Below are 13,582 nucleotides of genomic sequence, written 5' to 3'. Positions count from 1 at the left end.
CATACGGAGTGGCACGGGTCGGTGACGATCCAGGCACAGCCGCAGGGGTGGCCGGATGACTGCGGAGGTGGCGGGTATGTTCCTACCGAGGAACCTGGCGCCCCACCGGGCCCGGGTCTGAGGAGAGGTTCGGGGCGCACCATGACGATGATGCGAGAACTGACACTGATCGGGATCCGGATGGAATCGCCCAACCGGGCCCCGGTGATGATGCTGCGCGAGACCGAGGGCTACCGCTACCTACCGATCTCGATCGGCTCCGTCGAGGCGACCGCGATCGCCTACGAGGAACAGGGCCTGCGTCCGTCGCGGCCGCTCACCCACGACCTGATGCGCGACCTGATCCAGGCGTTCGGGGTGCAGATCGAGGCGGTCGAGATCGTCGAGCTGCGCGACGCCGTCTTCTACGCCGAACTCGTGCTGGCCAACGGCGCCCGCGTCTCGGCCCGGCCGAGCGACTCGGTCGCCCTCGCGGTCAGACTCGGGACCCCGATCCGCTGTACCGAACAGGTCCTGCGCGAAGCCGGCGTCGCGACCCCGGAAGAAGAGCAGGCTGAGCTCGAACGCTTCCGCCAGTTCCTCGACGGTGTCGCCCCGGAAGACTTCTCCAGCTGACTCGCCCGCCCAGCCCTGGCCCGGACCACAACGGCTTGGGCAGCACCGATCGAACGACTGGGCAGCACCGATCGTTCACGTTGACAGTGCGCTGAGCGTGACCGAAAGGTGAGCCAATGGTCAGCCAGATCTACGCAGAGTCACGGCTCCTAACTCAGTTCACCTGTTGGCCGCCTGGCGGCACGCCAACCGTCGCCGACGCTATCGCAATCGTTCATCGCTCGTTCACCGACGACGGACCGGTCGGTCACCTGCTCTCCCTACCGTCTGTGGAAGTTCAGAAGTCTGATTCCCGCAGAAGGGCAACACTCTCGTGTCCGTCAATCGCCTGCTCCGCGTCGGCACCGTCGCCGTGGCATCCCTCGGCATTCTCGCTCTGAGCGCCTGTGGCAGTGATCCGGAGCCGTCCGGTTCCTCGAGCCCGGAGGGTTCGTCGTCGACCGGCGCCGACTGCCCGCAGGGCACCCTGAACGCAGAAGGCTCCTCGGCGCAGAAGAACGCCATCGAGGAAGTCATCGCCAAGTACAACGAGAAGTGCGCCGACGTCACGGTGAACTACAACCCGACCGGTTCCGGTGCGGGCATCAAGCAGTTCAACGCGGCCCAGGTCGACTTCGCCGGATCGGACTCCGCGCTGAAAACCGAAGCGGCCGACGGGGACTCCGAGGCCGCCACCGCGGCCAAGCGCTGCCAGAACAACGCGGCGCTGAACCTGCCGATGGTCATCGGCCCGGTCGCGATCGCCTACAACGTCGAGGGCCTGGACAAGCTGATCCTGGACGGCGCGACCGCGGCGAAGATCTTCCAGGGCTCGGTGAAGACCTGGAACGCGCCGGAGATCGCCAAGCTGAACCCGGGTGTGACGCTGCCGTCCGCCCCGATCTCGGTGTTCTTCCGGTCCGACGAGTCCGGCACCACCGAGAACTTCTCCAAGTACCTGGCCGCCGCCGGCGGTGGCGCCTGGACCGGTAAGCCGGCCAAGAAGTGGACCGGCACCGGCGCCGGCAAGGAGAAGTCAGCGGGTGTCGCCGAGGGCGTGAAGAGCACCAAGAACTCGGTCACCTACGTCGAGTGGTCGTACGCCGTCGACAACAAGCTCGGTGTCGCGCAGATCGACAACGGCTCCGGCACCCCGGTCGAGCTGACCGCCGAGAGCGCCGGTAAGGCGCTGGCCGCGGCGAAGCCGGCCGGCACCGGCAGCGACCTGTCGATGAAGCTGGACTACGCGACCAAGGAGGCGGGTGCGTACCCGATCATCCTGGTCACCTACGAGATCGCCTGCAGCAAGGGTCTGCCGGCCGAGAAGACCGCGCTGGTCAAGAGCTTCCTGAGCTACTTCTCCAGCACCGAGGGCCAGTCCTCGCTGACCGAGCTGAACTACGCTCCGCTCCCGGATGCGATCCGGACCAAGGTCGACGCCGCCATCCAGTCGATCAGCTGACGACGAAACTGCACTGATGCGAGCCCCGGCCGGTCCGAGTCATCGGAGGCGGCCGGGGCTTCGCCTCGTCGGACCCGCAGCAGACGAAGCCCACGACCCAGGCGCTTGGAGCACCATCGATGAGTAGTCCAGACGGCACGGCCCCGCCCGACCGGCCGACCGGCCCGGCCTCCGACGAGGCAGCGGCCGAGGCGGAGCAGGCCAACGCCGGCACCCCGACCGCGGACCAGGTGACCGCGGACGGTCAGAGCACCACGGCACCGACGACGACCGGACCGAAGCTCGAGCTCGGCCCGGTCGGTCACCTCGGCGACCGGTTGTTCGCCGGCCTGGCCCGCGGCTCCGGCGGCCTGGTGGTCGCGATCGTCGCGTTCGTCGGCATCTTCCTGCTGGCGCTGGCGATCCCGGCCCTGGCCGACAACCAGAGCAGCTTCCTGTTCTCCCGGATCTGGGAGCCCGGCGGCGACCAGCCCCGGTTCGGTATCGCCGCGCTCTTCTACACCACCGTGATCAGCTCGATCATCGCGATGGTGATCGCGGTCCCGATCGCGGTCGGCGTCGCCCTGTTCACCACGTACTACGCGCCGAAGCGGCTGGCCGCGCCCGTCGCGCACGCGATCGACCTGCTCGCCGCGGTCCCGTCGATCATCTACGGCCTGTGGGGCATCCTGTTCTTCGCGCCGATCCTGCGCCCGGTGATCGACGGTCTTGCCGGCGCACTCGGCTGGCTCCCGGTATTCGAGAAGCCGCCGGGCGACAACGTGGGCGTGGTGTTCACCGCGTCCGTCGTACTGGCGATCATGATCCTGCCGGTGGTCACCGCGATCAGCCGGGAGATCTTCGCGCAGACCCCGATCACCCACCGCGAGGGCGCTCTCGCGCTCGGCGCGACCCGCTGGGAGATGATCCGGATGGCCGTGCTGCCGTACGGGCAGTCCGGTGTGGTGAGCGCCTCGATGCTCGGCCTGGGCCGTGCGCTCGGTGAGACCGTCGCGGTGCTGATCATCCTGTCCGTGCCGAACGGCAACGACCCGTGGAACTCGTCGATCTTCGCCGGTGGCGAGACGTTCGCCTCGAAGATCGCCAACAACGCCGCCGAGTTCGACTCGCCGGAGAAGACCGGTGCCTACATCGCGGCCGGTCTGGTGCTGTTCGTGGTGACGTTCCTGGTCAACTCCGCGGCCCGGATCATCGTCGCCCGCAGCGGACCGGGCGGAAAGCGCTCGCGCCGCAACCGCCGCGCCGGCGCACCAGCCGCGACCGAAGGAGCTGCATCGTGACGACGCTCGCCGCGAACAAACCGGCGTACGACGGCCAGGCCCTGGACCTGACCGGCAAGTCGGGGGCCCGGGCGTTCAAGAACACCCTGGCCACCGTGCTGATCGTGCTGGCCTTCGTGGTCGCACTGATCCCGCTGCTGTGGATCCTCTGGACTGTGATCAGCAAGGGCTACCACCTGCTGCTGAGCGCGGACTGGTGGAGCCAGTCGCAGCGCGGTATCACCGTCCGGCGTGAGGGCGGCGGCGCCTACCACGCGATCATGGGCACGCTGATCATGGCGCTGATCACCGCCGTGATCGCGGTCCCGATCGCCATCCTGGGTGCGATCTACCTGGTCGAGTACGGCAAGGGCACCAAGGCCGCCCGGGTGGTCAGCTTCATGATCGACATCCTCACCGGTGTGCCGTCGATCGTCGCCGCGCTGTTCGTCTACGCGGTCTGGATCACGGTGTTCGGCTTCAACCGGGTCGGGTTCGCCGTCTCGCTGTCGCTGGTGCTGCTGATGCTGCCCGTCGTACTGCGCTCCACCGAGGAGATGCTCAAGCTGGTACCGGACGAGTTACGCGAAGCGTCGTACGCGCTCGGAGTGCCGAAGTGGAAGACGATCCTGAAGGTGGTCGTGCCGACCGCGTTCGGCGGCATCGTCACCGGCGTGATGCTCGGCCTGGCCCGCGTGATGGGTGAGACCGCGCCGCTGCTGATCCTGGTCGGCTACTCCAAGAACATCAACCTGAACCCGCTCGACGGGTTCATGGGCGCGCTGCCGACGATGATCAACCAGGACCGGACCGAGCTGGCGCTGCAGCCGGCCGCGGACCGGGTCTGGGCGGCGGCGCTCACGCTGATCCTCCTTGTCCTGGCACTCAATCTGCTGGCCCGGCTCGTCGCCCGGTTCAGCACCATCAAGTCGAAATAGTCACGAGAGGTTCTGAGTCGATATGGCGAAGCGCATCGAGGTCAGCGGCCTCAACGTCTACTACGGCGATTTCAAGGCCGTCGAGGACGTGTCGATGACGATCGAGCCCCGCTCGGTCACGGCGTTCATCGGCCCGTCCGGCTGCGGCAAGTCCACCTATCTGCGCACCCTGAACCGGATGCACGAGGTGATTCCGGGCGCCCGGGTGGAGGGCAAGGTCGTGCTCGACGACCAGGATCTGTACGCGCCGGGCATCGACCCGGTCGCGGTCCGCCGGGTCGTCGGCATGGTGTTCCAACGGCCGAACCCGTTCCCGACGATGTCGATCTTCGACAACGTCGCGTCCGGGCTGAAGCTGAACGGCGTCAAGGACCGCAAGCGGCTGACCGAGGTGGTCGAGAGGTCCCTGCACGACGCGAACCTGTGGAACGAGGTGAAGAACCGCCTGGACAAGCCCGGCGCGGGTCTGTCCGGTGGTCAGCAGCAGCGGCTGTGCATCGCCCGGGCGATCGCGGTCGAGCCCGAGGTGATCCTGATGGACGAGCCGTGCTCGGCCCTCGACCCGATCTCCACGCTGGCGATCGAGGACCTGATCGAGAAGCTGAAGGACAAGTTCACCGTGGTGATCGTCACGCACAACATGCAGCAGGCGGCCCGGGTGTCGGACCAGACCGCGTTCTTCAACCTGGCCGCGACCGGCAAGCCCGGCCGGCTGATCGAGATGGGTCCGACCAAGCAGATCTTCTCGAACCCGAACGAGAAGGCGACCGAGGACTACATCACCGGCCGCTTCGGCTGATCCGTCGTACCAAGAAAGGTCGGCCGCCGCGAGTTGTGCTCGCGGCGGCCGATCTGCCTTCAGGTTCGGCCGTCAGACACAGATGGTGCGGGCGAAGTTGACCCGGGCAAGGGTGTCGGCGACGTCGCGCGGTGAGCTCACGCCGACGTGGGTGTTGTGGGTGCGGTTGCCGTTCTGCACTGTCACCTGGACGAAGCCGGTGGTCTTGCGCTCCTTGCAGAGCAGGAAGAGCAGACCGAGCAGGCAGGCGAGGGCGAACACGATGGCCAGGATGATCGCCCAGGCGGGGATCTTCTCCTCGGTCCGCGACATGTCCATCGCCGACCAGTTCGTACCCTGGGTCGGCAGCACGCCGGCCGGTGTGACGATCCGGAACTGCTCGACCGAGATGTCGCCGACGGTCACCAGCACCGGGCCGGTCGGCAACGCTTGCAGGGGCAGCGATTGCGCGGGCTGGTAGGCCCCTCCGACCGGCGGCTGGTACGGCCCCGGAGGCGGTCCGTGCTGCGGGGCGGGCGCCGCCTCGAACGTCGGCGTGGGCGGCTCGTACTGCACCGGTAGGTGGCGGGTCTCCGGCGAAGGATCGTCGGGACGGCGATCGGATGGCGGAGGCTGAGGGGGTTGAGTCACCCGGCCAACCTTAAGTGTTCAAGGGATCCGGTGTGGACGCGTGACCAGGTACCTGTGGAAAAGATAGCCTGCGAGGATCCTCGACGTTCTCAGAAGGGACCGCGGTGAGCACTCCGACGCCTCCCGGCGACGACCCGAACGACCCTAACAGGCCGCCGGACCCCCCTGGTGAGACCCCGGGCGAAGAGCCGACCCAGTACGGCGAAGAGCCGACCCAGTCCAGCCCGTACGGCGAGCAACCGGAGCAGCCGAGCCAGTATGGCGAACAGCCCGAGCAGCCGAGCCCGTACGGCGAGCAGCCCAGCCAGTACGGCGAAGCGGCTGGCACGCCTGGTCAGTCCGACGACGATCAGCCGGGCCAATACGGTCAGCAGCCCGACCCGTACGGCCAGCAGCAGGGCCAACCCGGTCAACCCGGTCAGTACGGTCAACAGCCTGGCGCCTACGGCCAGCCGGGCCAGTACGGCCAGCAGCCTGGCTATGGGCAGCAACAACCCGGTTATGGCCAGCAGCCCGGGCAATATGGGCAACAGCAGCCGGGCGCATACCCGGGTCAGCCCGGTCAGTACGGCCAACCGGGCTATGGGCAACAGCAGCCTGGTTATGGCCAGCAGCCAGGCCAGCAGCAGCCGGGCCAGTACCCGGGTTCTTACGGCCAGCAGCCCGGCGCCTACGGCCAGTACCCAGGCCAGCCCGGCGGGTACGCCTACGGCGGCGCACCCCAGCAGAACAACACCCCGCAGGTGCTGTCCATCATCGGCATCGTCTGCTGGTTCTGCTGCGGTCCCGCCTCGATCGTCCTCGGGCTGATTGCCCAGGGCAAATTCCGCGAGCAGAACCGGCCGGACACCCTGGCCAAGGTGGCCTGGATCGGCGGCATCGTCTCGTTCGGGTTGCAGATCCTCGGCACGATCGTGAACTACAGCAACAGCTTCTGAGGATTCCGTGCGGGCGGTGACCGCCGCCGCCCGCGCGACGACTCAGATCAGATTGCGCGCGACGCCGTACACCAGGAGCAGGGCGATCAGGCCCTTGACCGTCCAGTCGACCGCGCGCGGGCTCATCCGCAGCCGAGGCAGGCGGATCAGTCGCAGGGATTCGAGCGACCAGGCAAGCAATTGGTAGCCGACGGCAACACCGATGAGCGGGCCGAGGACGAGCACCACCGGGTTGTAGTGCCAGGCGGCGTTCAGATCCCCCTGGAGCAGCGCGGCCGCCATCCTGGTCGATCCGCACAGCGGGCAGTTCAGCCCCGTGGTTGCGTGCAGCAGGCAAGGAATTCCGATCCGCCCGCCGGACAGCTGGTAGACGGCCGCGAGACCGAACCCGCCGACGCCGGTGGCAGCCAGACCCAGCACCCGTCTGTCCACAGGCTGGACCGGGCCGGTCGGCCGCAGTACGACGCTCAGCGAAAGGCTCACCGGACAACGGTAACTCTCATCACGTGGGATCCGTAGCCGGATCTGAGCCGTCGGACCACTAGCCTGCAAGTCACTCCTCAACCAGCAACAGTAGAAGGGATCGTCGTGAGCTCTCCGACGCCACCGCCGGGTTACGGCCCGCAGGACTCGCAGCAGGGTCAGTACGGCCAGCCTGGTCAGTACGGACAGCCTGCGCAGCAGCCGGCCCAATACGGGCAGCAGCCCGGCTACGGTGCTCAGCAGCAGCCGGGCTACGGGCAGCCGCAGCAGCCCGGGCAGTACGGCCAGCAGCAGCCTGGCCAGTACGGTCAGCAGACCCAGCAGTACGGGCAGCAGCCGGGCCAGTACGGCCAGCCGGGCTACCCCCAGCAGTACGGCCAGCCGGGCTTCGGCGCCGTCCCCGGCAACCTGGCCGCGTGGCCGAACCGCGTCGGCGGTGCGCTGATCGACGGTCTGATCGTGGGTGTGCCGTACGGCATCGGCAGCGCCCTCTCGGCCAACGAGAACCTGGCCATCGTCGCGATCATCTTCTACCTGATCGGCATCGGCCTGGCGATCTGGAACATCGTGATCCGCCAGGGCAGCACCGGCCAGACCGTCGGCAAGCAGGTCCTCGGCCTGAAGCTGGTGGACGCGAACACCGGTCAGCCGATCGGCGCGGGCAAGACGTTCCTGCGCCAGCTGACCCACATCCTGGACAGCGCCGCCTGCTACATCGGCTACCTGTGGCCGCTGTGGGACGAGAAGAAGCAGACGTTCGCGGACAAGATCAACAACACCTACGTCATCAAGCTCTGACGTAGGGCGGCACTGCACCGGACGCCGTGGCCTGTTGGGGCCACGGCGTCCGGCATGCCCGGCCGGTCCGCGATACTCGTCCTCTGCGGATCCGGCGCGCCCCAGAAAGGACCCCCACAGGTGAGCACCCCTCCGTTCGGCGATCAGAGCCGGCCCCAAGACCGGCCGGCCCAGTACCCACCCGCACAGCCGGGGTACGGCGCATACCCGCCAGGGCAGCCGGGTGGGTACCCGCCGGGTCAGCCAGGCGCTCAGTACCACCAGCAGGGGTACAACCCTTACGGACAAGGCGGTTACGGCCCGGGTTACGGCTACGGCTACGCACCGCCCGGGCAGCTGGCCGGCTGGCCGATCCGGGTGGGTGCCTCCCTGCTCGACAGCCTGATCGCGGCCATCCCGGCGATCATCGGCGGCATCGCCGCCCTGGTGATCGACGGCGACCAGGACCAACTCGGCGCCGGCGGCGGGCTGGCCTTCGCGCTCGGGTACCTCGGCAGCTTCGTCATCGCGGTCTGGAACCGGGTCATCCAGCAGGGCCGCACAGGGCAGTCCGTCGGCAAGAAGGTCACCGGCCTGAAGATCGTGCACGCCGAGACCGGTCAGCTGATCGGTATCGGCTCGACCCTGGGCCGCGAGTTCTGCGCAGTACTGTTCAACAACATCTGTACTCTCAACTTGCTCTGGCCACTGTGGGACGAGAAGCAGCAGACCTGGCACGACAAGGTCGTCAACGACGTGGTCATCCGCCTCTGACGTGAAGCTCCAAGAGATGGAATCGATGTGAGTACACCGACACCGCCGCCGCACGGCGACCCCCGGCAGCAGCGTCCCCAGGACCAGCCGCCGTACGGGCAGCAACCTCCCTACGGCCAGCCCCAGTACGGGCAGCAGCCGCAGTACGGCCAGGGACACCAGCAGGGGTACGGCGCCACGTACGGGCAGCCGCAATCCGGCCAACCCCAGTACGGGCAACCTCAGTACGGCCAGTCGCCCTACGGTCAAGCGCCACAGGGTTACGGCTATGGAACCCCCGCCGCCCCGCTCGCCGAATGGGGTCCGCGCGCCGGCGCGTTCCTGATCGACTCGTTGATCAGTTCGATCCCCGTCCTGATCGGGTACGGCATCTTCATCGCGAACATCGCGTCGCGCGCCGGCAACACCTACCCCGACGACGATCCGGAGATCTGGGCGATCCTCGTCTTCCTGGCCAGCCTGGCCGTCAGCCTGGGGCTGGGGCTGTGGAACCGGGTCTTCCGCCAGGGCAAGACCGGGCAGAGTGTCGGCAAGAGCGTGCTGAACCTGCGACTGGTCGACAACACCTACTACCAGCCGGTGGGCGCCGGCAAGGCATTCCTCCGCGAGTTCCTGGCCGGGCTCTTCAACAACGCCTGCTTCCTGAACATGCTGTGGCCGCTGTGGGACGACCAGAAGCAGACCTGGCACGACAAAGTCATGTCGACGTATGTGATCAAGACGAGCTAGCGCGACAACAGGAAGCCGGCGCAGGTGACGGACCAGAGGACGCTGGTGAAGGAGCCGATGATGAAGCGTTCAGCGACCGCTTGCGGGGTGACGGAGGCCGGCTGATCGGGGCTGCGCAGCTCGGGATAGCGGGCCAGTCCCTTGATGGCCAGCACGATCGCCAGGCCCTCCGGCCAGCCCGCCACCAGAGCGGCGTAGATGGCGCCGCGCTCGAGTGCACCGATCAGCGCGCCCCCACGCAGTACCTCACCGGCTTTCTGCGTCGACTGGGCTCTGGTGTTGCCCCGGTCGACCAGAGACAGCACAGACGTCGTCAGCGGACCGCCACCTGTGACAGCGAGGCCTCCGGCAAGCAGGAGCAGGACGTTCCACCAGCGCTCGAGCCAGCCCTCCACACCATCGCCTGCCAGCAGCAGGAGGCCGACTGCCACCAGACAGGCCAGCATCACCCCGCTGAGCACGATCTGCACTGTGGAGCCGGCCTTCGGCACCCAGGCCAGTACGGCGAGGACCAGGGCGGCCGCGGTCAGCGACAGGATCAGTGCCGTCACGCAGCGGCCCCAGCGCCCAGCAGCTGGGCTGCCAGCACCCGTCCACGCTGTTCCTCGGCGACGCCGGCCGCCTGGGCCCGTTGCGTCACCGCCGACTGACTGATCCCCAGCTTCACGCCGATCTCCCGCCTGGTGAGTCCTTCGGCCAACAGGTCGGCAACTGCCCAGCCGCGCTCACTCCGACGCCGCAGCACCGACGCCATCAGCCACAGCACCGTCTCCACCTGCTCGGCGACCCGGGCATCGGTCCCGACCACGTTGACGTGGTGGGGGCTCGACTTGGCCCGGTTCACCGCTTCCCGCGCGTGCACGAACGCGTCGCCGCTGCCTGCCCTGGTACTGCGCGGCAAGGGCTGGGCGACGTCACCGATGCCGAGCCCGACGTACCACGTGTCCGAGCGAAGCAGCTCCACGATCACGTCGATGGTGGCGCGAGCCTCCGAGAGCACGCCCTGCACCTCGTCGCCGGCCGTCCGCTCGAACTTCCGGAGCAACCCGGTCCGCCGCGGCCGTCGGTTCAGGGTGTTCAGTAGCTCGGGTACGAGATCGGTCATGCTTCGGCTGCCCCGTTGATCTACCGTGAGAACGAAGACCACTGCCTTGCACCTCCTTCCCAACGCATTAAGGCTACAGTCTTATTCACGTAGAGTGAAGGAAAAAACCTGAATCGGTTCACCCGATCACTCCCAGTGACCGCCTTGCAGGGCCGCCGATCTTCCAATTCTCCGCTCAATCCGGGCCCCTCGGCATCTCGACTCGCCCCGTGACTTCACTCCGCGTCAACACGGTCCGGACCGCCAGGCCATCACAATGCACCGCCCGGGGAGCGCCCGGGCGGGGCATCGGCGGGAGAACGCCGAATGTGATGGCCTGGCGGTCCGCACTCAGTCGGCCAGCGGCAGGTACAGCTTCTTGTCGTGCGCCTTGAAGGTGTCGGACATCTCCGCGAAGCCGGCCTCGATGGCCTCGGTCGAGGTCAGGCCCTTCTCCTCGGCGTAGGCGCGGATGTCGGCGGTGATGCGCATCGAGCAGAACTTCGGACCGCACATCGAGCAGAAGTGGGCGGTCTTGGCCGGCTCGGCGGGCAGCGTCTGGTCATGGAAGGACCGCGCGGTGTCCGGGTCCAGCGAGAGGTTGAACTGGTCCTCCCAGCGGAACTCGAACCTTGCCTTGGACAACGTGTCGTCCCAGTCCTGTGCACCGGGGTGCCCCTTGGCCAGATCCGCTGCGTGGGCAGCGATCTTGTACGTGATCACGCCCGTCTTCACGTCGTCGCGGTCCGGCAGGCCGAGGTGTTCCTTCGGCGTGACGTAGCAGAGCATCGCCGTGCCCAGCCAGCCGATCTGGGCCGCGCCGATCGCACTGGTGATGTGGTCGTAGGCCGGCGCGACATCAGTTGCCAACGGCCCCAAGGTGTAGAAGGGCGCCTCGCCGCACAGCTCCTCCTCGAGCCGCACGTTCTCGGCGATCTTGTGCATCGGAACGTGTCCCGGCCCCTCGATCATCACCTGGACGTCGTGCTCCCAGGCGATCCGGGTCAGCTCGCCGAGGGTCCGCAGTTCGGCGAACTGCGCCGCGTCGTTGGCATCCGCGATACACCCCGGCCGGAGCCCGTCGCCCAGCGAGAACGTCACATCGTACGCGCGCAGGATCTCGCAGAGCTCGGCGAAATGCGTGTAGAGGAAGGACTCCTGGTGATGCGCCAGGCACCACGCGGCCATGATGGAGCCGCCACGCGACACGATCCCGGTGATCCGTTGCGCGGTCAGCGGAACATACCGCAGCAGTACGCCGGCATGCACCGTCATGTAGTCCACGCCCTGCTCGCATTGCTCGATCACCGTGTCGCGGTACACCTCCCACGACAACTCGGTCGGATCGCCCTTCACCTTCTCCAACGCCTGATACAGCGGCACCGTCCCGATCGGCACCGGCGAGTTCCGCAGGATCCACTCGCGGGTCTCGTGGATGTTCTTGCCGGTGGACAGGTCCATCACCGTGTCCGCGCCCCACCGGGTCGCCCAGACCAGCTTCTCGACCTCCTCCTCGATCGAGCTGGTGACGGCCGAGTTGCCGATGTTCGCGTTCACCTTCACCAGGAACTTCTTCCCGATGATCATCGGCTCGGACTCGGGGTGCCGCCGGTTCACCGGGATCACCGCCCGGCCGCGGGCCACCTCGTCCCGGACGAACTCCGGATCGACGCCCTCGCGGACGGCGATGTACCTCATCTCCTCGGTGATGGTCCCGGCCCGCGCGTGCGCGAGCTGGGTCAACGGCTCGCGCCCGGCGATCCAGTCCCGCCGCAGGGCCGGCAGACCGGTCTGTACGTCGATGGTCGCGGACGCGTCGGTGTACGGCCCGGACGTGTCGTACAGGTCGAAGTGCTCGCCGTTGGTGAGGTGGACCCGGCGGGCCGGGACACCGAGCTCACCGCGGTAGATCTTCTCGGAGCCCGAAATGGGCCCGGTGGTGACAGTCGGTCGGACCCTTGACTGGGCACTGTTGCCGAGAGTTGTCACGATGCTGCTCCCTACGCCGGAATTACCCGGACAGGTTCGGCGGTCGGCGGCGCCGGTTCGCCCAGCCTGGTCCCGCCGCCGACAGTGAATCCGCCGGTGATCCAGGGGTGCGCAGTCCAGCCGCCCTCTCAGCCCGCTACGGTGCGAGCTCCCGCGATCTCGAGTTGTCGCGACCCACCCTAACGAACAACTGCATACGGGATTCCGTGGGGCGCGTCACGTCCGTGGTTTGGCTGCAACCGGTAACGTCAGGGGATGCGAGACCTCGTGTATCCGCCGGTGATCGGCTTCGCGAAGACGGCGTTCAAGGTGCTGGACCTGAAGTTCCAGTTGACCGGGACGGAGAACGTGCCGCGGACCGGCGGCGCGGTGATCGCGCTGAATCACATCTCGTACGTCGACTTCGTCCTCGGCGGGTTCGGCGCGGTGCCGAGCAAGCGGTTGGTGCGGTTCATGGCCAAGGAGGTGCTGTTCCGCAACCGGTACTCGGGTCCGCTGATGCGCGGCATGCACCACATCCCGGTGGACCGCGCGGCCGGTATGGCGTCGTACCGGCAGGCGCTCCAGTACCTGAACGCGGGTGAGGTCGTCGGCGTCTTCCCGGAGGCGACGATCAGCCGGTCGTTCGAACTGAAGGAGTTCAAGTCCGGCACGGTCCGGATGGCCGCGGCGGCCGCCGTACCGGTGATCCCGCTGATCCTGTGGGGGACGCAGCGGATGCTGACCAAGGACCATCCTCGCGACTTCTCCCGGCACCGCACGATCGCGATCACGGTCGGCAAGCCGATCACCGTCACCCGCGAGGACGACGCGGTCGAGGCGACCGCACACTTGCACTCGACCATGGCCGGCATGCTCGACCGCACCATCCGCGCCTACCCTGAGCAGCCCGCCGGCGCCTGGTGGCTGCCCGCCTCGTACGGCGGCGGCGCCCCGACCCCCGAGGAAGCCCAACGCCTGGACCAGGAGGAGTTGGCCCGCCGGGCGGCGCGGAAGAAGTAAACGTTCGCCTGAGCAGTAGTCGGCAATCGGACAGCACCTTGACCGTGGATCGGCGCGAGGGTACGAAGAGCATCTGTCGTGCAGGAACCTGGGGGGTCCCTGTGTTCCGGCCGCGCGGTGGCGT

Annotated in this window: 15 protein-coding genes; 10 read left to right on the top strand and 5 right to left on the bottom strand. The window is 67.7% G+C overall.

Going from position 1 to position 13,582, the window contains the following annotated elements; all coding sequences use genetic code 11:
- Positions 1–141 precede the first annotated feature (141 nt).
- From EV652_RS09670 to pstB, 5 genes are all read left to right on the top strand, one after another.
- The gene (locus tag EV652_RS09670) at positions 142–615 is read left to right on the top strand and encodes a bifunctional nuclease family protein (protein WP_132208695.1); all 474 of its coding nucleotides are present in this window, start codon (positions 142–144) and stop codon (positions 613–615) included.
- Between the two features lie 313 nt (positions 616–928).
- Positions 929–2,056 carry a phosphate ABC transporter substrate-binding protein PstS gene (gene pstS / locus EV652_RS09665; protein ID WP_132208694.1) on the top strand — a complete coding sequence of 376 codons (1,128 nt, stop codon included), beginning with the start codon at positions 929–931 and terminating at the stop codon, positions 2,054–2,056.
- A gap of 119 nt (positions 2,057–2,175) precedes the next feature.
- Positions 2,176–3,336, top strand: a complete 1,161-nt coding sequence (pstC, locus tag EV652_RS09660; protein WP_242001674.1) for a phosphate ABC transporter permease subunit PstC — start codon at positions 2,176–2,178, stop codon at positions 3,334–3,336.
- Positions 3,333–4,253 carry a phosphate ABC transporter permease PstA gene (gene pstA / locus EV652_RS09655; protein ID WP_132208693.1) on the top strand — a complete coding sequence of 307 codons (921 nt, stop codon included), beginning with the start codon at positions 3,333–3,335 and terminating at the stop codon, positions 4,251–4,253. Before pstC ends, pstA begins: the two co-directional genes overlap by 4 nt.
- Positions 4,254–4,275: 22 nt before the next feature.
- Complete coding sequence (gene pstB / locus EV652_RS09650; RefSeq protein WP_132208692.1) at positions 4,276–5,052, top strand: phosphate ABC transporter ATP-binding protein PstB; 777 nt, start codon at positions 4,276–4,278, stop codon at positions 5,050–5,052.
- 72 nt (positions 5,053–5,124) lie between these two features.
- Here pstB and EV652_RS09645 read toward each other — a convergent pair whose 3' ends face one another.
- Positions 5,125–5,682: a hypothetical protein gene (locus EV652_RS09645; protein WP_132208691.1), complete on the bottom strand. Its 558-nt coding sequence runs from the start codon at positions 5,680–5,682 to the stop codon at positions 5,125–5,127.
- A gap of 104 nt (positions 5,683–5,786) precedes the next feature.
- Here EV652_RS09645 and EV652_RS44550 point away from each other — a divergent pair, with 104 nt between their 5' ends.
- Entirely contained in the window at positions 5,787–6,620 is an 834-nt protein-coding gene (locus tag EV652_RS44550; RefSeq protein WP_199238100.1) for a DUF4190 domain-containing protein, read from the top strand.
- Positions 6,621–6,662: 42 nt separating this feature from the next.
- Here the strand turns inward: EV652_RS44550 and EV652_RS09635 are convergent, their stop codons facing one another.
- Positions 6,663–7,103, bottom strand: a complete 441-nt coding sequence (locus EV652_RS09635; protein WP_242001673.1) for a DUF2752 domain-containing protein — start codon at positions 7,101–7,103, stop codon at positions 6,663–6,665.
- A 105-nt stretch (positions 7,104–7,208) separates the two neighbouring features.
- Here EV652_RS09635 and EV652_RS09630 point away from each other — a divergent pair, with 105 nt between their 5' ends.
- From EV652_RS09630 to EV652_RS09620, 3 genes are all read left to right on the top strand, one after another.
- Positions 7,209–7,901, top strand: a complete 693-nt coding sequence (locus EV652_RS09630; RefSeq protein WP_132208690.1) for an RDD family protein — start codon at positions 7,209–7,211, stop codon at positions 7,899–7,901.
- 120 nt (positions 7,902–8,021) lie between these two features.
- Complete coding sequence (locus EV652_RS09625; protein WP_242001672.1) at positions 8,022–8,654, top strand: RDD family protein; 633 nt, start codon at positions 8,022–8,024, stop codon at positions 8,652–8,654.
- Positions 8,655–8,681: 27 nt separating this feature from the next.
- Positions 8,682–9,383, top strand: coding sequence for an RDD family protein (locus EV652_RS09620; RefSeq protein ID WP_158441134.1), 702 nt, complete (start codon positions 8,682–8,684; stop codon positions 9,381–9,383).
- On the opposite strand, the gene EV652_RS09615 is transcribed toward EV652_RS09620, so the two are convergent.
- The 3 genes from EV652_RS09615 to thiC form a co-directional block, all read right to left on the bottom strand.
- Positions 9,380–9,934, bottom strand: coding sequence for a hypothetical protein (locus tag EV652_RS09615; protein WP_132208687.1), 555 nt, complete (start codon positions 9,932–9,934; stop codon positions 9,380–9,382). The genes EV652_RS09620 and EV652_RS09615 overlap by 4 nt on opposite strands.
- Positions 9,931–10,488, bottom strand: coding sequence for a transposase (locus EV652_RS09610; protein ID WP_242001671.1), 558 nt, complete (start codon positions 10,486–10,488; stop codon positions 9,931–9,933). The genes EV652_RS09615 and EV652_RS09610 overlap by 4 nt, the downstream gene beginning before the upstream one ends.
- 330 nt (positions 10,489–10,818) lie before the next feature.
- Complete coding sequence (gene thiC / locus EV652_RS09605; protein WP_132208685.1) at positions 10,819–12,456, bottom strand: phosphomethylpyrimidine synthase ThiC; 1,638 nt, start codon at positions 12,454–12,456, stop codon at positions 10,819–10,821.
- 255 nt (positions 12,457–12,711) lie between these two features.
- Between thiC and EV652_RS09600 the strand changes: the two genes are divergently transcribed.
- Positions 12,712–13,458 carry a lysophospholipid acyltransferase family protein gene (locus EV652_RS09600; RefSeq protein ID WP_132208684.1) on the top strand — a complete coding sequence of 249 codons (747 nt, stop codon included), beginning with the start codon at positions 12,712–12,714 and terminating at the stop codon, positions 13,456–13,458.
- Positions 13,459–13,582: the final 124 nt, after the last annotated feature.

Origin of the sequence: Kribbella steppae, assembly GCF_004342025.1 — a bacterium.
GTDB lineage: Bacteria > Actinomycetota > Actinomycetes > Propionibacteriales > Kribbellaceae > Kribbella > Kribbella steppae.
This window is presented reverse-complemented; position numbering and strand designations above follow the sequence as displayed.